The following is a 20,311-nucleotide window of genomic DNA, read 5'->3' as shown; positions in this document are numbered from 1 at the left end:
ACGTAGGCTTGTTGGCATGACACTGAGCGTTACTCCCTGCACTGATCCGTCCGCCTGGGACGAGTATGTCAACCGGTTCAACGGACACCCGCAGCAGCTGTGGGGCTGGGGGAAAACGAAGGCTGACCACGGCTGGCGCGCTGACCGCCTGCTGATTTCCGACGGCGGTGAGGTGGTGGGCAGCGCCCAGCTGCTCATCCGCCCGCTGCCGTTCCCCTTCCGGGCGCTGGCCTACATTCCCCGTGGACCGCAGGGTGAGCCGGGCCGGGAAATCCAGCTGCTTGACGCCGTCGCCGCCTACGCAAAAGAAGCCCACCGCGCCGTGGCCCTGACGATCGAACCGGACTGGGGCACTGCCGCCGGGACCACGGTGCAGCTGCCCGGTGCAGGGTTCCGGCACAGCACCAACACCATCCTCATTCCGCGCACCCTCATCCTGGACCTCGCGCTCAGCGAAGACGACCTCCTGGCCGGGATGAGCAAGAAGCACCGGCAGTACATCCGCAAGTCCGGCCGCGAGGACCTGGAATACCGTGCGGTGACCCGCGAGGAGATTCCGCAGTGCCTGGCCGTGTACCAGCAGACCGCGGAGCGGGCCGGGTTCGGCATCCACGAAGATCGCTATTACCAGGACATCTTCGAGAACCTTGGAGCAGGTTCCCCGGTCTATGCAGCCTTCAAGGGCAGCGACGTGGTGGCCTTCCTCTGGCTCTCCGCCAGCGGGCACACCGCCTTCGAGCTGTACGGCGGCATGACGGAGGAAGGTGAACGCCTCCGGGCCAACTACGCGCTGAAATGGCTGGCCATCCGGGAAATGAAGGAACGCGGCATTATCCGGTACGACTTCAACGGGCTGCTCAACGACGGCGTGTCCAGGTTCAAGATGGGCTGGGCTCAGCACGAGGACCTGCTGGCCGGAACATGGGACAAACCGCTCTCCCCGCTGTACCCCGTTTTCACGACGGCGCTGCCCCTGGCCAAGACCACGCTCCGCAAGGCCCGCGGCGCCCTGGCCGGACTCCGCGGCCGGCTCCGGGGCCGCCGCTAAATCTCCAGCTGCGGTTCGTCCGTAGCCTCGGCCGCCGGAGCCGCTCCGGTGGTCACCGCGAAGGCCAGCGCGCCGTCGTCGTGCTGCGCTGAGTGGGCCGCCAGCTTGGCGATCACCGGGGCCTCATCCGCCGGAATGAACGCGCAGTCCCCGGGATTCAGGATCAGGTCCTGCTTGGGCGTATCCAGGACCAGTGAGCCGCGCAGGGCGATCACCAGGGTGGGGCCGTTCTGCAGCACCGGGACGTCGGCGGCAGACATGCTGGGCGCGGCCTCGGCCTGGTCCAGCTCCAGCCGCTGCAGGCAGAACTCACTGAATGGGGGCTGGTAGATCTCCTGGCCCAAACCGGTGAACCCGGCCTTCAGGCGCGGAATTCCCAGCGGCCGGAAATCAACTGTCTTCAGCAGCTCGGGAATGTCCACGTGCTTGGGTGTCAGGCCGCCGCGGAGCACGTTGTCCGAGGATGCCATGACCTCGACGCCCAGGCCGCTGAGGTAGGCGTGGATGTTACCGGCCGGCAGATAGATGGCTTCCCCTGGCCGCAGCGAGGCACGGTTGAGCAGCAGGGAGATCAGCACCCCCGGATCAGCCGGGTAATAACCGTCCAGCTCACCAATGGCCGCGAGGGCCGGATCCAGATCGGCGGGCGGTTCGCTGCCGAGGCCACGGACCGTTTCCGCGGCGGCCGTAACGGCGTCCCGGACTTCCTCTCCGCCGCTGATCAGGCGCCGGAAGACCTTCTCGAGTTTTTCTGCCTCAGGCCGTCCCGAGTCCAGATCCGACACCGTCTCGGCCAGCAGGGTGGGGGAGGGGCGGCCGGATGCCTCGATCAGCCGGGCCAGGGCCCGGAACAGCCCGGCGGCCTCGGCGGGCGTGCGGAAACCACACAGCGCCTCGAACGGGGTCAGCGCGAAAATCATCTCGGGCTTGTGGTTCGCATCCTTGTAATTGCGGTCGGAGGCGGACCGGTCGACGCCGGCGGCATCCTCCGCGGCGAAGCCCGCTTTAGCCTGTTCCCTGGTGGGGTGCACCTGCAGGGACAGGGGGGAGCCCGCCGCGAGCAGCTTGGCCAGGAAGGGAAGGGCCGGCCCGTGCTCAGCCACGGTTCTGCGGCCGAGTGCGGCTTCCGGGTCCGCGGCGATGAGCTCATCAAGGGTCTCTGCGGAGCCCTGAGGATCAACGATCCGCGACGGGGCGCCGGGATGGGCGCCAAACCAGAGTTCGGCCTCGGGCTCCCCGCTGGGGTCCCGGCCGAAAAGCTCGGCCATGGCGGTCATCGATCCCCACGCGTAGGGGCGGAGATTTCCGGCGAGCAGATACATGGTCCTCTTTCAAATACACCGCACCTGCGGGTGCGGCCGCAGTGGTATGCCGCGAACGTCGGTTAGCCGGCGCTGCAGTCGCCGTTGTTGTCCAGCAGCATGCCAAGCGTGGCGGTGTCACCGATCGTAGCAAGCTCCTGCAGATACTCCTCAGTGATTTCCGGGCCGGCCGGCGCCGCGGTCTCGGGTTCGGTGGCAGGCGCAGCCGCCGGGGGTGTATCGGCGGCGGCGCCGTCGTCCTCCGCTGGGGCCGCGGGGGCGGGAGTATCCCCGGCTTCAGCGCCTGTTTCCCCGGGCTCCTCGGCCGCGGCCGAAGACTCGGCAAGCATTGTCTGCACCCGGCTGTGGATGAGCTCGAAGTCCGGGTAGGTGACGAAATTATCGGCCGCCGTGCCGAAATCAGGCGGGCCGATGGTCATGCGCTGCACGTCGTGGTCCTTGGACTTCAGGGCAAGGTCGACAAAGCTGCCCAGCTGGTCCTGGGGGATGTCCGTGTGCACCACCTGTTCGCCAGCCGAGGCAATGGCCTGGAAACGGGTGAGCAGGGTTGCCGGATCCAGCTGCGCCACCATGGCCTGCTGGACGCACTGCTGGCGGGCGATCCGGTGATAGTCGGTCACGAATTCCCGTGACCGGGCATACCAGAGGGCGGTGTAGCCGTCCATCGTCTGGACCCCGGGCGCGATCCACCCGTCCGGCGGGTAGTGCAGGTTGGTGCCGGGGATTTCCGCTGCCGTGATGGGAACCCAGCCGCCGGCGTTGATCTTGACCCCGCCCATGGCATCGATCAGGGTGGAGAAGCCTTCCATGTCCACGATCACGTAGGACTGGACTTCAAGGCCAAGAATTCCTCCGGCAGCATCCATCATGGCTTCGGCACCCGGATCCGTGGAGTCCGGGTAAAGGTCGGAGTGGTTGTCGGTGACGACCTGGTAGAGGCTGTTCAGGATGCAGTCGTCCCCGCAGTTATAGCCTTCGGGGTATACCTGCCAGAGCGGCGAATCCTCGGTAAAGAGAGCGTTCTGGAAGTTACGGGGGAGGCCGAAGGTGACAATCTGGCCGGTCTTCGCATCCACGCTGAAAACAGACATGCTGTCAGGGCGGAGGCCCGTGCGGTCTGCTCCGGCGTCGCCGCCCATCAGCAGGAAGTTGTAGCGGCCGTCCACCGGTTCAAACGCGGGACCGGAGGCGAAAATGCTGCTGAATGTCTGGCGGCTGACGTTCAGCAGCCAGGCGCCGTAGGCCAGGCCGCCGCTGGTGAGGACCATCAGTGCCACCAAGGCACCGGCAACCGCGGGGCGGACGCTGCGCTGAAGCAGCGGTGGCCGGATGATGCGGAAAGTGTTCAGGAAGAGCAGTGCCCAGCCAACGGCCAGCAACGCCAGGGCTGCCATGAGCAGAAACGAACTCCACCCGCTGGTGAAGATGTTCACCAGCAGGATGCGGTTGGTGAAAGCCAGGACCAGCACCGCGATGACGGCGGCCCAGACGGTAAAGGTGACCTGGAGGGCACGCCGTCCCAGCCGGCGGTCGCCGGCGACAACCTGTGCCGACCCAGGCAGGAGCAGGGTCAGCAGCAGGAGGACAAACGCACGCTTGGTGCGTACCTGCGGGGATGCGGACTGCGGATAGCGGACCGGATCCGTGAAGACTGCTCCTGAGGCTCTCGTCTCTGTCCTGCCCATCCGCAGTCCTTAGGCGCTTTCCGTGACCGAAGTCCGCAGGCGTGCACCCTTGGCCATGGCACTCTGGCGGAGTTCACCGGCAAAGTCGATGAGCTGCTGCTGGAGTTTCGCGGCCAGCGGGTCCGTACCCGAGGCCAGCATCCGGACCGCCAGCAGTCCGGCATTGCGGGCACCGCCGATGGAGACGGTTGCTACGGGGACTCCTGCCGGCATCTGGACGATCGAAAGGAGGGAATCCATGCCGTCAAGGTACTTCAGCGGGACCGGAACGCCGATCACCGGGAGCGGGGTAACCGCGGCCAGCATGCCGGGGAGGTGCGCAGCCCCGCCGGCGCCGGCGATGAGGATCCGCAGCCCGCGGGTGTGGGCTTCCTGGCCGTAGGCAATCATCTCGGCGGGCATCCGGTGAGCGGAGACAACATCCGCCTCGAAGGGGATGCCGAATTCAGCCAGGGCTGCCGCCGCGGCATCCATCACCGGCCAGTCCGAATCGGACCCCATGACCAGGCCGACCAGCGGCGTCTTGGCGGTGCTCATGACAACTCCTCGTTCTGTACGGGGTTAGGTTCACGGCCGTCGCGGATGATGGCCGCAGCCCGTTCCGCGCTGCGCCGGACGGAGGGCAGATCCGCGGCGGTGGCTCCCACAACGTTGACGTGACCGATCTTCCGGCCCGGACGCACCGACTTGCCGTAATTATGTACCTTCACAGCCGGTTCGGCCGCCATTGCGAGTCTTGTGCCGCTGAAAAGGTCTGGGTTGTCCCCACCCAGGAAATTCTTCATCACGGTGACGCCGCCCAGCAGATCGGCAGCGCCCAGCGGAAGGTCAAGGACAGCTCGCAGATGCTGCTCGAACTGTCCGGTGACGGAGCCGTCCATGGTCCAGTGGCCGGAGTTGTGCGGGCGCATGGCCAGTTCATTGACCAGGAAGCCCGGGCCGCGGCCGGGGGTTTCAAAGAGTTCTGCAGCCATAACGCCGGTGACGCCAAGTTCGTCCGCCAGCCGGAGCGCAGCGGCCGAGGCGGCCGCTGCAGTGGCCGGGTCCAGGTCCTGCGCCGGAGCGATGACTTCGTCACACACGCCACTGACCTGGATCGAATGGACCACCGGCCAGGCCGCACTCTCGCCGCCCGGCGTCCGTGCGATCAAGGCGGACAGCTCGCGGGTGAAGGGAACCTTCTCCTCAGCGAGCAGGGGAGAGCCAATGAACCAGTCGGCTGCCCCGGCAGCGCCGGAGGCGTCCTCGATGATGCGCACGCCCTTGCCGTCATAACCTCCGCGGGGAGTCTTCAACACCACCGGCCATCCGGCTGCCTTGCCGAAATCGACCAGGTCCTCAACGGTTGACACGGCCGCCCAGCGCGGGTTGGGCAAACCCAAACGGTCTACGGCGGCACGCATCACCAGTTTGTCCTGGGCATGGCGCAGGGCGTCGGGGCCCGGCTGGACGTTGATGCCTTCAGCCAGCAGTGCCCGCAGATGATCCCCCGGGACGTGTTCATGGTCGAAAGTCAGGACATCCACACCCTGGGCGAAAGCCAGGAGCGTCCCGTAATCGGTGTAATCGCCTACGACGGCGTTGGACACTGCAGCTACGGCGGATACGTCCGGACCCTCTGCCAGGACACGCAGCTCAAAACCAAGCTCCGTGGCCGCGGGAGCCATCATCCGGGCCAGCTGGCCACCGCCGACAACGCCAATAATTGGAAATCTCACCTCTACAGGTTACCGAAACCAGCGGCCTTTCCTGCTCCGCGTCATGCTGCCCAAGCTTTGATACCCGGCGAATTCACACGAAGGGCAGGTAAAGTATGTTCTTTCCGCCCTGCCCTGCACGGCGGCAGTTCCGTCCGGCCGGCATATCCGCCCGGACATGTTTGGCCGCGGAGGGTCATGATCACAACATTTATTTCCTGGCTTAGGGGACTGGCGTCTGCATTCTGGCGCGAGGTTGCGAAGTTCGGCACGGTCGGTGCCGTCGCATTCGTGGTGGACAACGGCCTGACCTGGGTCTTTATGCACTCCATCATGGAAGGCAGCCCGGCAAAAGCACGGTTTGCGGGAGCCACCATAGCGACGCTCTTTTCCTGGGTGGCGAACCGGTGGTGGACGTTCCGCCACCGCAGGCAAAGCAACGTGGCCCGTGAGTTTGTGCAGTTCATCCTGATCAACGGGATCGGCATCTTCATCTCCACCGGCTTCACCTGGATTGCCCGCCACCCCATGGGCATCACGGACAACGGCACCCTCTTTATGGCCGGTGTTATCGGCATTGCGGTAGCGACCGTCGTCCGGTTCTTTGCCTACCGCTACTGGGTCTTCAACAGTTCGGCGGAAGACGAGGCACGGGAACTGGCCATGGAAATGACCTTGGACCCTTCCAAGGAACTCGACGCGGCCCCTGCATCAGACGCCGCGGCAGAGGCCCCCAAGCAACTCAAACCCCAAGCCGAGCAGTAACCCGCTCAGCCGCCAGCGTCCTGGCCGGCACCTCTACGCCGTCGCCCGAAAGGATGACTGTGCCCCCGGTGGACCAAGTGTCCAGTGCTGCCCCCAGGACCTTGGTGAGGCCGGCCTCTGCCGGCGCGAGCAGGACCTGCGGTCCGCCGGCGGCAGGCGCCATGAGGTCGCTGAACGGAACGGCCGTTCCCCCGGGGCCGGCGGCCAGGGCATCCCCGGCCCCTGCGGGGGCAGCCGGCCCGGTGTAGACGTCCGCGAAGGACCGGACTTCTGCCGTGTAGTCCACGGCGCCGGCCGGGAGGCTCCCCGGCCATGCCATCGCCAGGGCGGGCAGCGCCACCGCAACCACCAGCTCGCCCGGTGCGGTCGCTTGAGGTTCTGCCGCGGTTACCCTAACGCCGGCCTGTGCTGCGGCCGATAGGGAGAGTAGGCAGCCGGTTTGCCAGGCAGCAAGGGCCCAGACCAGGCTCTTCCAGTGCACCGGCATGTCCAGCTGCACGGTGGTACCCGGTTCCACATCCAGTTCTTCGATGGCAAAATTCGAGGTTTTGGCAACCCAGTTGTCCAGGACCCGTCCCGAAAGCTCGACACGTTCTCCGTCCGGCCCATACCAGATCAGGGCAGGTGAGGTTGCCTGCTCTGTCCGCAGCGTGGACAGTATGGATGGGACCGGGTTTTCCGTCATGGGTTTCGCTTTCGTGGGGCGGATGTTCTGTTTGGCGGACCGCGACATGCCGTGTTGGGCAAAATTTACGGCGTGGCGCGCCACCGCGGGACGGTTCAGACTCTATAGGATGCCGAAACAGCTTGACGGGATCGTATTACACGCGTGTAATTAGGGAACGGATTGTTCCAGCAAACCATTACCGACACGCATACACAGCAAGCTGATTGTCGCTTGGGTGAATCCAGATATCCGCTGTTGGAGCATTTACACCGGGAGGACTCCATGGGGCAAGCAGAAATGAAGCAGGACCGGCCGGACGTCGCCGCGCAGGCTTCCACGAGCTACGGCTCGCGGGGAGTGCCTGTCGACTGGTATGTCGATCCCGCGGACCCAGACGCCGCGGACCGTTACCGGGAAGGCGCCGGGGGGAACCTTGAGTCTGCTGCCACGGCTTTCCTCGCGGCTCATGAGGCATTGGCCGGGGGCGCCCCGGACGACGATCCGTTGGACCCGCCGGTCTCCCTGTTCCAGGCCCCTGCAGAAACAGAGGAACGGAAAATCTGGATCGGGCTTCCGGGTCTGGGCGACGGGTATGCGGACGAGGGCGAGCTCGGCTGGCAGGCGGACGCACTTTGTGCACAGACAGATCCCGAAGCGTTCTTCCCGGAAAAGGGCGGATCCACCCGCGATGCGAAAAAAGTCTGCGCCGCGTGCAACGTGCGGTCCCAGTGCCTGGAGTATGCACTGGCCAATGACGAACGCTTCGGTATTTGGGGCGGGCTGTCCGAGCGGGAACGCCGGCGTCTTCGGAAGCAGGCAGTCTAATTCCTTCGCACGTCCGCGTATGTGCCGTTGTGGTTGCCCACAACGGCGCCGAGTACCTTCCCGAAACGCTTTCCGCCCTGGCAGCCCAGACCCGTCCGGCAGACTTTTGCCTTGGCGTCGACGCAGGCTCCGCTGATGCATCCGCTTCGCTTCTTCAGCTCGGACTGCCGGTTGGCAGCCCGGTAACCGGCGCACCGTCCCGCGCCGGGTTCGGCGCCGCCGTCAAGGCGGCCTTGTCGCAGCTGCCGGCCCGCCCGGACAGCGACGTGGCTCAGGAATGGCTCTGGCTGCTGCACGACGATTCGGCACCGGACCCCGACGCCTTGGCGCAGCTGCTCCGGGCCGTTGAAGTGGCGCCGTCGGTGACCATTGCCGGCGCCAAGCAGGTGGAATGGGAGAACCCGCGCAAGCTCGTGGACGTAGGCGTCTCCGTGAGCCGGTGGGCGGAGCGCCTGACCATGATCGATGCTGATGAGCTCGACCAGGGCCAATACGATTCCCGCAGCGATATTTTCGCAGTGAACTCCGCCGGAATGCTGATTCGGCGTGATGTCTGGGAACGCCTCGGAGGGTTTGACCCGGCGCTGCCCGGCACCGGAGACGACATTGACCTCTGCTGGCGGAACCGGCTGGCCGGCAACCGCGTAGTCGTGGTGCCCTCGGCACGGGTCCGCCACGCTGGAAACCGGACCAATACGGCCGCCAGCGCCGGCGCTGCCCGGAAAGCGGAGATCTTCCTTCGCCTCAAACACGCCCCCGGATGGCAGGTCCCGTTCCTGGCGCTGGGCGCAGTGCTGGGCGGCTTGGGCAGGTTCTTCCTGGGGATGCTCGCGAAGGATCCCGGGTATGCAGCCGGGGCGCTGGTTTCAAGCATTGCCGGAGTCCTTCGGCCAGTGGATCTCTACCGCTCCCGCAAGGCTGCCGCTGCGACGCGCAGGCTGCCGCGCAGCACCGTCCGCGCCCTGGTCACAGGGCCGCGTGAAGTACGTGAATACCGCCGCTCCGTCCATGAATCCGAGGCAGCGGCTAAGGCCCACCCGGCTGACGACACGCCTGCCGTCGATTCCTACGTTCCAACCGGTGACGCGAACGATGACTTCGCCGCCCTGGCCGGTCCCGCCCGCAGCTGGGTCGGTGCCGGTGCCCTCGCGGCTGTGGCGCTGCTGACGGTGGCCTCGTTGACCGGTCTGCACCGGTTGATTGGAGCGCCTGCCCTCACCGGCGGCGCTCTGCTGCCTGTTTCCGGGACGCTGGGCGAGATCTGGGCCAACGCCAGCGGCTGGTGGGCAGAAACCGGCGCCGGCTATCCCGGACACGGTGATCCCTTCGACTATGTGCTCTGGCTGCTCGGTGCCGCAGGCTTCGGCAACGCCAACGCCGCCGTCGTCGTCGCCGTGATCTTTGCCATGCCGCTTGCCGGGCTCAGCGCCTGGTTCGCGTCCGGGGCGGTCACCCGCCGCAGCGGCCTGCGTTTCTGGGCCGCCATGTTCTGGGGTGCCCTGCCCGCACTCCAGACGGCCCTTGGCGAGGGACGGCTCGGCGCGCTCCTGGCCCACATCCTGCTTCCCCTGACTGCCCTGGCGATGTCCCGGGCCCTCGGGCTGGGCCAGGCCGAAGATGAATCCCATCCGCAGCGGGAGTCCGGCGCGCAGCCCCGCAAGCCCGGCGTGAACGGCATGCCGAGCTGGACCGCGGCCGCAGCAGCAGGCCTGCTGCTCGCCATCCTCACTGCCAGTGCACCCCTGCTCTTTGTCCTCGGAACACTCAGCGTCCTGGTCCTGTCAATCCGGCTGCGTGCCCGTGCCCGCACCCTGTGGTGGTGCCTGCTCCCCTCCGCCGCCCTGCTCCTGCCCGTGATCCTCTCCGCGTCGGACAACCTGCGCGCTGCCGCTGCTGATCCCGGAGTGCCGCTGGGCTTCGAACCGGCGGCCCTGTGGCAGCAGCTGCTTGGATATCCGGCCGCGTTTGCTGCCGCTGATCCGGTGGCCGGCCTGGACTTCCTTCCCCCGGGGCCCTGGGCACTGGTCCTGGCACTGCTGGTCGGAGCGCCGGTCGTGGCAGTCTCCGCAGCGGCGCTCTTCACCACCCGCCACTCGGGCGCCGCCCGTCTGGCCTGGCTCCTCAGCATCAGCGCGCTTCTGCTCGGCGGAGCCTCCGCGTACCTGGCCACCGGCAGCTCAGCGACGGCCCTGGTGACGCCCTTCCCCGGCCCGCTCGTCTCGGCGGCTGTCTTTGGACAGCTGTGCTCGGCGCTGCTGGCCATGGACGCCTTGCTGGCCCGCCGCCGGACCGCTGACGGGTCCAAGCGCAAACCGGTCGCCGCCGGCGTCGTCATCATCGGAATCCTGCTGGGCGCTGGTCCGGCAATCAGCCTGGCCCCATGGACCATTCCGCAGGCGGCCGGTGCCGTATCCGAAGCCGGGACGGGCGGTGTGCAGCCCGGGACACGCCTCGCCGTACGTGCCACCGATCCCCGTATTCTTCCCGCGACGGCGGCAGACCGGGGCAACAGTCCGGATCAGACCCGCGCACTCGTGCTTTCCATGGGGCCGGGCGATGATGTCACTGCCACCCTGATGCGCTCCGGGGGAAGCACCCTTGACGGATTGAATGCCTCCTATTCTGCACGGGCTGTGCAGGGAGAACCCGGCCGGGAGAACATTGTCCCGGACGACGAAGCAACCGCCGGGCTGCGCAGCGCCGTCGCCGTGATCACTGCAGGCACCGGAGTAGACCCGAGGCCGGAACTGGCGCGGCTTGGGGTCGGCTTCGTGGTCCTGCAAACCTCCGATACTGCTGCAGAACTGCTGGCAGACCGCATGGACGCTGTCCCGGGCCTGACCGCCGTGGGGCAGACCGGCTCGGGCTGGCTGTGGCGCGTAGTGGGAACCCTGGACGCACAGGGCACCGAATCCGTCGCCGGACAGACTGCCCGCGTCCGGATCCAGGATGCGGCGGGTGAGACGGTGGCGCTCGTTCCGTCGGAGAGCACGGCTGTCAGCGCCGATATACCCGACGGCGAAGAAGGCAGGAAGCTGGTGCTGGCCGAACGTGCCAACACCGGATGGCAGGCCAGCCTTAACGGAACCCGGCTTGAGCCGGCAACCGATGGATGGGCGCAGGCGTTCATCCTGCCGGCCGAGGGCGGCACCCTGACTGTGGACTACCGCAGTGTCTGGGAACCGTATACCGAAATCGTGCAGGTAATCGTTTTCGGACTCACCCTTCTCCTGGCCGTACCCACGCCGGTGCGTTCCGGTGTGATCCGTCTGCCCGGGAAACAGCGTCCCGCACGGGCAGGTGCCGGAACGTCCGGGCCTGGAACATCCGGCACCGGACCGGACGAGGGGCCGGAACCAGGTTCCGCGGATACCGCAGTTTCGGGGGCTTCCCCGGGGCCGGCAGGGACGTCGCGGCGCAGCGCCAGCCGCAGGACGAACCAGGCGCCGGCGGCGGAGACCGGGAGTAAGGCTGCCGGTACCAGCAAGGCCGCCGGAAACAAGGCCGAGGCCAAAGCCAAGGCCAGGGCGGCGAAGCTGCGGACCAAGGAAGAATCAAAAGCCCAGGCCAAGGCGGCGAAGCTGCGGACCAAGGAAGAATCAAAAGCCCAGGCCAAGGCGGGGAACCGGCGGGCAAAGCCAGTCTCCGGAGAACCCGCGCAGGCCGCCGACGCCGGGAAATCAGCCGGCGCAGGTAAGTCAGCCGGCGCAGGGGCATCAGCTGACGCAGGAACGGCAGCCGGCCCTGACAAAGCTGGTGAGGCCGGGAAATCAGCTGGTACCGGGAGGGCGGCCAGCCCTGAAAAGTCTCCTGTCACCGGAAAAACAGCTGACGCCGGAGCGGCGGCCAGCCCCGAAAAAGCTGCCGGCGCCGGGAGCGCATCCGCGAAAAGTTCACACGAAGGAGTCCGCTGATGGAGCGTTCCGGTGAAGACACCCGGTCCGCAGCACGAGGCCGCCGCCAGACCCGTCGGAAAACGGCCTACACCGTCTCCTCCGGCGTCGTGCTTATGGCAGCCGCCGGTGCTCTGATTACAGCCGGTGCGGTGGCTGCGCCGGCCGGGTCAGGCATCGCCGTCCAGCCTCCGGCCACCGAGGTTCCTGCGGGTGCGCTGACCGCAGTGTGCCCCCAGCCGCTGCGTCTGCTGGCAGGAAATGTCTCCGGCACCGACGCTGAGTACAGCCCGGTCTCCGAATCGGCTGCCACCGCGGTCAGCCTGGTCGTGCTCGGCGCGGCAGGCTCGTCCCTCCCCGCCGCGGACCTCAGTGAGCTGGACGGCGGAAAAGCCCTGGCAGGACTTAAGGCAGGAGAAACGGCGCCGCTGGCCGGGACCCGGCTTGCCGGTGTGCTGCAGAACCAGTCGGTCGGCACTGTTACGGCCCTGGAGGCGGAACCGAGCGGAAAGACCCCGGCCACGGCGAACGCAGTTCTTGGCTATTCAGCCACAGATGGCGACCTGGCCGGGCTGGCCGCCGCCAACTGCCAGACGCCGGGCAACGACATGTGGCTTCTCGGCGCACGGACCACAGTTGGCGCCACCGCGGTGCTGCGGCTCTCCAACCCTTCGGTAACGCCGGCAACAGTTGACTTGGATCTGCACGGTTCAACGGGGCGGATCGAGACCGGCGGCAGCCGCGGGATAGTCATCGCGCCGGGCGAAACACGCTCCATCATCCTGGCCGGCCTCGCCGCCAACGAAGAGGCCGCCGCCGTCCGCGTACGCAGCTCCGGCGGACCGGTCACAGCGGTCATTGAGCAGAGCATCCTGCGCGGGCTGACCCCCGGCGGTGTGGAAATCATTGAGCCCACGGCCGCCCCGTCGCCGCGCCAGGTCATTACCGGTGTAGCCCTCCAATCACCGGAAACCATCCGGAAGCTGGCCGAACAGGACGGTCACGGCTCCGTGGCGTCCGTGCTGAACGTGGCCGTTCCGGGCAGTACGGACGCAGTGGTCCATCTGCGGGTCTTCGGTTCCAACGGGGAAGTCCAGATCCCCGGTGGCGGAGTCTTCAGCGTTCCCGCCGGAACCGTGGGCAAAATTCCGCTGGCGGACCTTCCGGAAGGCACCTATTCCCTGGACCTGTCCTCCGATGTTGCCTTCACCGCAGCGGCGGTTTTCAGCCGCGGCACGGAACCCGGGGAGCGGGTGGAACTTGCGGTGGCCCCCGCAGACGCGCGCCTGGGCAGTGAACACCTGGCCGTTGCCGTCCCCGGCAGCAGCTCCGCACTGGTGTTGACTGCCCCCGACGGCGCCGCTGAAGTCCGGCTCCGGGCGATCGGAGCTGATGGGAACCTGCAGCCGGAGAAAGTTGTGGCAGTACCCGCAGGGCGCACCCTGACCCTGAAGTCCGCGGACATCGGCTCCGGGGAGGTTGCCGGTGTCCTGGTCACAGCGGTGGGTGAAGCCGTCTATGGTGCGCAGCTGGTCACGGGGGAGGGACCGGGCATTTCGGTGCTGCCCCTCCCGGAAGGAAGCGCCGGCAGCAGAAGCGCCCAAATCGGCATCGGCTACTAGGCAGTCCGGGAGCTTCCGGTGTTGCTGTCCGTACCCCGCTGGCAGCGGGGTACGGCTCCTGCGGAGGGCTGCTAGAGCGGGCGGAACCGCCCGTAGGTGGGATCAATCGACTCAGGGTCCATGCCCTTGAGAGCGGCCAGCTGTTCCACCACAACGTCATGGATCAACTCGCTGACGGGCACAAGTCCCCGGGCGGTCCACTCGACCGGGCGCCGGTAAACCGTAATAACCGGCGGCTTGGGTCCCTTGCCCGGAGCAGAGGAGGCCAAGGGAATGGAACCGCCCCGGCGCACCAGCTCTTCAAGGCCATCCGGGATTTCCTGGACAACGAACTGATAGGACTGGATGTCTTCGCCCCAGAGGCGTTCCAGCCGCTGCGCGGACTCCATGACCCACTCATCGAAGCGTTCCGCCCGGGTGCGGGATCCAGCAAGGTGGGCCGGAAGCAGCTCGCCGCGAAGACCCCGGCCGTGGCGGTTGCGCCTGCGCTGGTGGAAAGGACGCGGCGATACGGGATCCGCGGCGCCGGCGCCGGATCCACCATCGAGCCTTATCCGAAAGGACGATCCTGGGGACATGCCCCTACTCTAGTCCGGAGGGCGCCGCCGGGGGAGTTCGCCGCGTTCCAGCAAGCTCAGTGCTCCAGCAAGCTCAGCGCTCCGGCCGGCTCAGTGCTCCGGCAAGCTCAGCGCTCCGGCCGGCTCAGTGATCCCGGGTGATCATGGTCTGGAGGCGGTGCGGCGTGGCTGCACGCTGCCGGCAGGCGCAAGGGTAAAGTGTTCCTCCGTGGGATCCTTACGTCTTTGTTCACGTTCAGCGTGCCGGCAGGCCGCCGTCGCTACCCTGACGTACGTTTATGCCGATTCCACCGCAGTCCTGGGCCCGCTGGCAACCTACGCGGAGCCGCACTGCTATGACCTCTGTGAGCTGCATGCCCAGCGCCTGACCGCACCGCGGGGCTGGGAAGTCCTCCGGCTGGATCTCGGCAACCAGCCACGCACCCCGGGTCCCGACGAACTCTCCGCCCTGGTCGATGCTGTCCGCGAAGCCGAGGCAGAAGAGCCGGAAGCGGATGACGAGCCGGCCCGGCGAAGCGGCAGGCACGCCCTGGAGCCACCGGCGGACCTCTCCACGGGCCGCCGGTCCCACCTGCGGGTATTACGCGAAGATGTCCGCGAACAGAGCTGATCCTGCCTCGCAGTCCGATCACCATTAGGCTGGAATCATCAGCCGGGAGAACCACGGCCGGCGCATCATCAACCGTTTCGCAAGGAAGTGCTGTACCCATGGCTAACCTGACCGTCGATCTTCTGGACACGCTGCGTTGCCCGCAGACTCATTCGCCGCTTAAACAGGCTGGCGATGAACTGATCTCCACCGCCCCGGGGCCCGATGGCCAGCCGGTCCGCTACCGCATTGAAGAGGGCATTCCCGTGCTGCTGGTGCCGGCCGAAGAAACAGCTGCAGCCAACCCTGCAGCCGAGAACACCACCAGGAACGAGGAACACCGCCAGTGAGCATCGATTACAAAGTAGCTGACCTGTCCCTGGCCGAAGCCGGCCGCCACCAGATCCGGCTGGCCGAACACGAGATGCCCGGGCTGATGGCCCTGCGGCGCGAATTCGGCCCGAGCCAGCCACTGGCCGGAGCCCGGATTGCCGGTTCCCTGCACATGACGGTCCAGACCGCAGTGCTGATCGAAACCCTGACCGCCCTGGGCGCCGAGGTCCGCTGGGCTTCCTGCAACATCTTCTCCACCCAGGATGAGGCCGCGGCGGCCGTGGTCGTCGGCAGCGGCACCCCGGAAGATCCGCAGGGTGTGCCCGTCTTCGCCTGGAAGAACGAGACGCTTGAGGAGTACTGGTGGACCGCTGAGCAGATCCTCACCTGGCCGGAAGGCTCGGGTGGCCCGAACATGATCCTGGACGACGGCGGCGATGCCACCCTGCTGCTGCACAAGGGTGTGGAGTTCGAAGCTGCCGGTGCGGTTCCGGCCAACCCGTCCGAGGACGATCCGGACTATTCCCACGAGTACACGATCATCCTGGACACCCTGCGCCGGTCGCTGGCCGAGGCACCGGGGAAGTGGACGGAAATCGCCAAGGGCATCCGCGGCGTCACGGAAGAGACCACCACCGGGGTACTCCGCCTCTACCAGCTGGCCGCTGACGGCCAGCTGCTCTTCCCGGCCATCAACGTCAACGACTCGGTCACCAAGTCCAAGTTCGACAACAAGTACGGCATCCGGCACTCCCTCCCGGACGGCCTGAACCGTGCCACCGATACGCTGATCGGCGGCAAGGTCGCCGTGGTCTGCGGCTACGGCGACGTCGGCAAGGGCGCAGCCGAGGCGCTGCGCGGGCAGGGGGCCAGGGTGATCGTGACCGAAATCGACCCGATCTGCGCGCTGCAGGCTGCCATGGACGGCTACCAGGTGGCGAGGCTGGAATCCGTTGTGGGCCAGGGGGACATCTTCATCACCACCACTGGCAACAAGGACATCATCATGGCGTCCCACATGGCGCAGATGAAACACCAGGCGATTGTGGGCAACGTCGGGCACTTCGACAATGAAATCGACATGGCCGGGCTGGCCCGCGTGCCGGGCATCCGCAAGGTCGAGATCAAGCCGCAGGTCCACGAGTGGATCTTCGATGAGGGCACTGACAACCAGCGCAGCATCATCGTGCTCTCAGAAGGCCGGCTGCTGAACCTTGGCAACGCCACCGGGCACCCGTCCTTCGTGATGTCGAACTCCTTTGCGAACCAGACCATTGCCCAGATCGAACTGTTCACCAAGTACGGACAGACCAAGGAAGACGGCAGCCCGGAGTACGCCAAGGAGGTGTACGTGCTGCCCAAGATCCTGGATGAGAAGGTTGCGCGCCTCCACCTGGCAGCCCTCGGCGTCGAGCTCAGCGAACTCACCAAGAGCCAGGCCGAATACCTGGGTGTGGACGTGGCCGGACCGTACAAGCCGGACCACTACCGCTACTAAGCAGCCCGGTAACGCCCAAAAACACCTGCGGCGCAGCGGATATACCCGCGGCGCCGCAGGTGCTTTTTAACGGTCAGCGAACGGGAGCCGGTGCAGCCGCTCCGCGACCTGGCCTGAGCGCACGCGCTGGGCGCTGAGCCGGGCGAAGTCGCGGTCACGCCGCTGCGCCATCACCGCCCGCAGGTAGGATTCCGGGACAGTTCCGGGCGGGGGAGGCGGAGAAACGAACGCTGACACTTCGGTGGCCAGCGATGTGCCCATGGCAGTGCGTGCCGGGGGTGTCATCCGTTCAGCCTGAGCCAGGAACCGGGCCGCCCGCCGGGATAATGGGTCCGGAAGGCGGCCGATGTCCGCCAGCGCGGCCCAGGGGATCAGTTCAGCCGGCATCACGGTGACGGGTGGCGGGGCAGCCTTCACCCGCTCACGCATGGCGTAGGTGCCGGCGAGCATGTCGCCGAGGCGCTTGGACTTTTCATTGAAGACTGCCACGAGAAAAGCCAGCGAGCCGGCCAGCATGTAGATTTCCAGGACTGCCAGGATCCCGCGGGTGAACGCCTGCCGGAACCGCACAGCGCCGCCGTCGTCGCGTACGATCCGCAGGCCCATGACCAGCCGGCCCAGCGACTTCCCGCGGGTCAGCGTCTCGACAGCGACCGGGACCACCAGGATCACCAGCACGACGGCGGCCAGCAGAAGTGCGCGGGTCAGCGCCGGATCAAGGGCGCCGTCCAAGGTGTTTCCGACCAGGTAAAAGAGCAGGAAGAGCAGCAGCAGCTGGGAGATCACGTCGATGAGCGTGCTCAGGGCGCGGGCCGCGAACGACGCCGCGCGCAGTTCCAGGACTACGGCCTCACCGGTCACGACCGTACTCATACCAGCCTCATGCTTCCCCCATGCTTCTCCGCTGTCCCGTTTGGGCTGCGGCCCGTTCGCAGTCCACTCTACCCAGCAGGGGCGTCTCCGGGCGGAGAAGGCGCTGCCGGAACCTTCTCCGATCACGCGTGGCTGTGGATCGGGGCTGGCCCTGTTCCCGCTAGGGTGGAGGCGTGGACATGGATGCCTTCGCCGCCGTGCACCGGGAAGACTGGCAGCGGCTTGACGAGCTCACCGCACGGCGCCGGCTCACCGGTGCGGAAGCTGACGAACTGCTGCTGCTGTATCAGCGCGCGTCGACACACCTGTCGGTGATTCGTTCCACCGCGCCCGAGGGGGCTTACTCCGCAGCGCTGTCCATGCGGCTCTCCCGTGCCCGGACGCGTTTCACCGGAGCCCGGTCCAATTTCCTGGAAGACGTTGCCGGATTCTTTGTTTATTCACTCCCGGCGGCCTTCTACCGTGTCCGGTGGATGACCGTGGTGATCGGGGTGCTCTTCCTTGCGGTCGCCTCGCTGGCTGGATACTGGGTCGTGAATACACCCGGAGTGCTCGCCGCCATGGGGACGGACGCCGAGCTTCGCCGCTACGTGGAGTCGGACTTCGCAAACTACTACTCCGAGAACCCGGCAGCGTCGTTTGCCGGCATGGTGTGGACCAATAATGCGTGGATCGCTCTGCAGGCGGTCGCCTTCGGTGTCACCGGAATCTGGGGGCCATACGTCATCTACCAGAACGCCATCGGTGTCGGCACAGCCGGCGGGACGATGGCCTCTTTTGGGGAGCTGGACACGTTCTTCAGCTATATCCTGCCGCATGGGCTGATGGAGCTGACCGCCATTTTCGTCGCCGCCGCCGCAGGCCTGCAGATTTTCTGGGCGCTCGTTGCGCCTGGGACGCGAACCCGGGTGACCGCCCTGGCACAGGAAGGCCGGTCCCTGATGACTGTTGCCCTGGGCCTGGTGGTGGTCCTCTTTATCTCCGGGCTGGTGGAGGGCTTCGTGACTCCCAGCGCCTTGCCGGCATGGCTGCGGATAGGCATCGGGGCGCTGGTGCTCGCCGGGTACTGGGCCTACACGCTGGTCCTGGGGAAGCGGGCCTATGCGGCCGGGTACCGGGGCGACCTGCTCGCCCGTGACGCCGGTGAAGCCGCGGTCCGGGCCGCCTGAAGTTCCACGGCCCCGCCCAAGCGGCCTGCCACGATTCGGGGTGGCACCCGGAATCGGGGGGTGCGGCCCGGTAGTGTCTAAGAAGGACGGAACCGGAACCCCCACCACCGGTGACTTCACAACAGGATTGGGATGAGAGACAAAGCAGTGGCAAGCCAGGACCAAGACCCCACAATGGAACCCGCGGCTGCCGGTGAAGCCCCTGCGGGAAAGGACGCCGGCCCAAGCGACGCCAGCGAAACTATCGTCAGCGGCAGCCACGCCGCGGGAACTTCGGCCAGTGCCCGCCCATCCGATGCCATCCCCGCTGAGCACGAAGCCTGGGAGGCGGAATTCGCGGGGCTGTCCAGCTCCAACGCGGCTGACTCCGATACCCCCGCTGCCGGCACCGGGTCCAGCTCCAAAGCCGCTGACCCTGCCGTTGCTGACACCGCCGATCCTGCAGACCAGACGGCAGCCGGTTCGCCGGTGGCCCCAGCTGACAGGCGTCCAGCCACAGGGAAAGCTGCCGCGGACAAAAACGAGGTTCCCGGCGGCCATCCCTCCGTGGCGCAGCGCAGTACCCTCCCGATGCGTGCCGCCAGCACCATGCCGAACCTGAGCCGCTACGACTCCGCCGCATCTGTCAGCCCTGCCGACGACGGCAAGGCGGCTGCCCCTGTAGCTGGTGGTGCCGCAGCGGCAGCCGAGGGGACCGGCGACCGGAACGCCGCTGACGCCAGTAGAACCGTTGACGCCGAAACCAGCCGTGACGCCGAAATCAGCCGTGACGCCGAAACCAGCCGTAGCGCCGAAATCAGCCGTGACACCGGCGTCGCCCGGGATGCAGGAGCGAGCGGCACTGAAGCTGAAAATGCGGACGCGGACCGCGGCCCCTGGTATGCCTCAGGGGCCGGGCATCCCGAAACCGATCCCGATACCGGAAGCGGGACCGGGCCGGACGCCGAGGCCGAGGGCATCCAGGACGAGGAAGCCCAGCGCCGGTCCTTGGAACGGGAACGCGCTGCGGCGGCCAAGCCGGTACTGGCCCGCGTCATCCAGGTAATGATTGCTGTCTTTTTCCCGGTAATGCTGCTGGCGGCAGCCATCCGGGCTGTCGCGACCCCGATGTTCCTCTGGATCGAGTACCACCGTCCGGGGTTCCCGGCGGACAGCTTCGGGTTCTCAGCGGAAGACCGGATGACCTACGGCTCCTACGCCGTCGACTACCTGCTGAACTTTGCCTCGCCGCGCTACCTTGGCGATCTGGTGACCCCGGATGGGGATCCCCTGTATCTGGCTTCCGAAGTCTCGCACATGGCGGACGTCAAGATGGTCCTGGGAATTGCGTTCCTGAGCGCCGTGGGCATGGCACTGCTGAGCATCGCGGGTGGGATCTACCTCGCCCGGCGCTGCCCCGGAGGCATCCGCCGGGCGCTGTTCGCGGGCGCGGCGGCTACGCTGGCGCTGATCGTTGCGCTCCTGGTGGCGGCTGTCCTGGCCTGGGAGCAGTTCTTCACACAGGTCCACAGCATTTTCTTCTCGCAGGGCAACTGGACGTTCCGGCTGGATGACACCCTGATCCGGCTCTTCCCGTCCCAGTTCTGGATGGACTCAGGCGGAACCGTTGCGGGCATCGTGCTTCTGGCAAGCCTCATCGTGCTGATCTTCACCTGGCCGACCAAACGCCGGCGCGAGCGTTCCCGCCTGGCGCGCGAAGCTGCGCGCCGCAGGTATCTTGAATCGCTCGAGTCCTTTTAGGGGCTCA

17 protein-coding genes are annotated in these 20,311 nt (G+C 66.8%); 10 read left to right on the top strand and 7 right to left on the bottom strand.

Annotated features, from left to right (window positions below):
• Positions 1-16 precede the first annotated feature (16 nt).
• On the top strand, positions 17-1,048 hold the full coding sequence (locus H9638_RS04830; RefSeq protein ID WP_191746073.1) for a lipid II:glycine glycyltransferase FemX: 1,032 nt from the start codon (positions 17-19) through the stop codon (positions 1,046-1,048).
• On the opposite strand, the gene manA is transcribed toward H9638_RS04830, so the two are convergent.
• The 4 genes from manA to H9638_RS04810 form a co-directional block, all read right to left on the bottom strand.
• Positions 1,045-2,370 carry a mannose-6-phosphate isomerase, class I gene (gene manA, locus H9638_RS04825; RefSeq protein WP_191746072.1) on the bottom strand — a complete coding sequence of 442 codons (1,326 nt, stop codon included), beginning with the start codon at positions 2,368-2,370 and terminating at the stop codon, positions 1,045-1,047. The two genes, H9638_RS04830 and manA, sit on opposite strands and share 4 nt — an antisense overlap.
• Before the next feature lie 62 nt (positions 2,371-2,432).
• Positions 2,433-4,055: an LCP family protein gene (locus tag H9638_RS04820; RefSeq protein ID WP_191746071.1), complete on the bottom strand. Its 1,623-nt coding sequence runs from the start codon at positions 4,053-4,055 to the stop codon at positions 2,433-2,435.
• Positions 4,056-4,064: 9 nt separating this feature from the next.
• On the bottom strand, positions 4,065-4,592 hold the full coding sequence (gene purE, locus H9638_RS04815) for a 5-(carboxyamino)imidazole ribonucleotide mutase (protein ID WP_191746070.1): 528 nt from the start codon (positions 4,590-4,592) through the stop codon (positions 4,065-4,067).
• Positions 4,589-5,725 carry a 5-(carboxyamino)imidazole ribonucleotide synthase gene (locus tag H9638_RS04810; protein WP_404799634.1) on the bottom strand — a complete coding sequence of 379 codons (1,137 nt, stop codon included), beginning with the start codon at positions 5,723-5,725 and terminating at the stop codon, positions 4,589-4,591. Before H9638_RS04810 ends, purE begins: the two co-directional genes overlap by 4 nt.
• A gap of 225 nt (positions 5,726-5,950) precedes the next feature.
• Between H9638_RS04810 and H9638_RS04805 the strand changes: the two genes are divergently transcribed.
• Positions 5,951-6,517: a GtrA family protein gene (locus H9638_RS04805; RefSeq protein ID WP_191746068.1), complete on the top strand. Its 567-nt coding sequence runs from the start codon at positions 5,951-5,953 to the stop codon at positions 6,515-6,517.
• Here the strand turns inward: H9638_RS04805 and H9638_RS04800 are convergent.
• Positions 6,495-7,202, bottom strand: coding sequence for a TIGR03089 family protein (locus tag H9638_RS04800; protein ID WP_191746067.1), 708 nt, complete (start codon positions 7,200-7,202; stop codon positions 6,495-6,497). The genes H9638_RS04805 and H9638_RS04800 overlap by 23 nt on opposite strands.
• A 264-nt stretch (positions 7,203-7,466) precedes the next feature.
• Between H9638_RS04800 and H9638_RS16935 the strand changes: the two genes are divergently transcribed.
• The 3 genes from H9638_RS16935 to H9638_RS04785 are packed head-to-tail and all read left to right on the top strand — an operon-like array spanning position 7,467 to position 13,524.
• The gene (locus H9638_RS16935; RefSeq protein WP_263599407.1) at positions 7,467-8,009 is read left to right on the top strand and encodes a WhiB family transcriptional regulator; all 543 of its coding nucleotides are present in this window, start codon (positions 7,467-7,469) and stop codon (positions 8,007-8,009) included.
• A gap of 29 nt (positions 8,010-8,038) precedes the next feature.
• A complete protein-coding gene (locus tag H9638_RS04790; RefSeq protein ID WP_191746066.1) occupies positions 8,039-11,923 on the top strand; it encodes a glycosyltransferase in 3,885 nt (1,294 codons plus the stop codon).
• The gene (locus H9638_RS04785; protein WP_191746065.1) at positions 11,923-13,524 is read left to right on the top strand and encodes a DUF5719 family protein; all 1,602 of its coding nucleotides are present in this window, start codon (positions 11,923-11,925) and stop codon (positions 13,522-13,524) included. The genes H9638_RS04790 and H9638_RS04785 overlap by 1 nt, the downstream gene beginning before the upstream one ends.
• 71 nt (positions 13,525-13,595) lie before the next feature.
• Here the strand turns inward: H9638_RS04785 and H9638_RS04780 are convergent, their stop codons facing one another.
• Positions 13,596-14,102: a metallopeptidase family protein gene (locus tag H9638_RS04780; protein WP_191746064.1), complete on the bottom strand. Its 507-nt coding sequence runs from the start codon at positions 14,100-14,102 to the stop codon at positions 13,596-13,598.
• A gap of 208 nt (positions 14,103-14,310) precedes the next feature.
• Here H9638_RS04780 and H9638_RS04775 point away from each other — a divergent pair, with 208 nt between their 5' ends.
• The 3 genes from H9638_RS04775 to ahcY all read left to right on the top strand — a co-directional run bounded on the left by H9638_RS04775 (position 14,311) and on the right by ahcY (position 16,522).
• Positions 14,311-14,712 (top strand): DUF3499 domain-containing protein, encoded by a 402-nt coding sequence (locus tag H9638_RS04775; protein WP_191746063.1) that lies wholly within the window; start codon positions 14,311-14,313, stop codon positions 14,710-14,712.
• A 98-nt stretch (positions 14,713-14,810) separates the two neighbouring features.
• Complete coding sequence (locus H9638_RS04770; RefSeq protein ID WP_191746062.1) at positions 14,811-15,041, top strand: Trm112 family protein; 231 nt, start codon at positions 14,811-14,813, stop codon at positions 15,039-15,041.
• Positions 15,038-16,522, top strand: a complete 1,485-nt coding sequence (gene ahcY, locus H9638_RS04765; protein ID WP_191746061.1) for an adenosylhomocysteinase — start codon at positions 15,038-15,040, stop codon at positions 16,520-16,522. Before H9638_RS04770 ends, ahcY begins: the two co-directional genes overlap by 4 nt.
• Before the next feature lie 66 nt (positions 16,523-16,588).
• Here ahcY and H9638_RS04760 read toward each other — a convergent pair whose 3' ends face one another.
• Positions 16,589-17,395, bottom strand: coding sequence for an RDD family protein (locus tag H9638_RS04760; protein ID WP_191746060.1), 807 nt, complete (start codon positions 17,393-17,395; stop codon positions 16,589-16,591).
• A gap of 173 nt (positions 17,396-17,568) precedes the next feature.
• Here H9638_RS04760 and H9638_RS04755 point away from each other — a divergent pair, with 173 nt between their 5' ends.
• Together H9638_RS04755 and H9638_RS04750 are read left to right on the top strand one after the other, a co-directional pair.
• Positions 17,569-18,564, top strand: coding sequence for a stage II sporulation protein M (locus H9638_RS04755; protein ID WP_191746059.1), 996 nt, complete (start codon positions 17,569-17,571; stop codon positions 18,562-18,564).
• Positions 18,565-18,696: 132 nt separating this feature from the next.
• Complete coding sequence (locus tag H9638_RS04750) at positions 18,697-20,304, top strand: lipoprotein intramolecular transacylase Lit (protein WP_225216998.1); 1,608 nt, start codon at positions 18,697-18,699, stop codon at positions 20,302-20,304.
• Positions 20,305-20,311: the final 7 nt, after the last annotated feature.

The sequence above is a fragment of the Arthrobacter pullicola genome (genome assembly GCF_014836875.1).
Lineage (GTDB): Bacteria > Actinomycetota > Actinomycetes > Actinomycetales > Micrococcaceae > Arthrobacter_B > Arthrobacter_B pullicola.
This window is presented reverse-complemented; position numbering and strand designations above follow the sequence as displayed.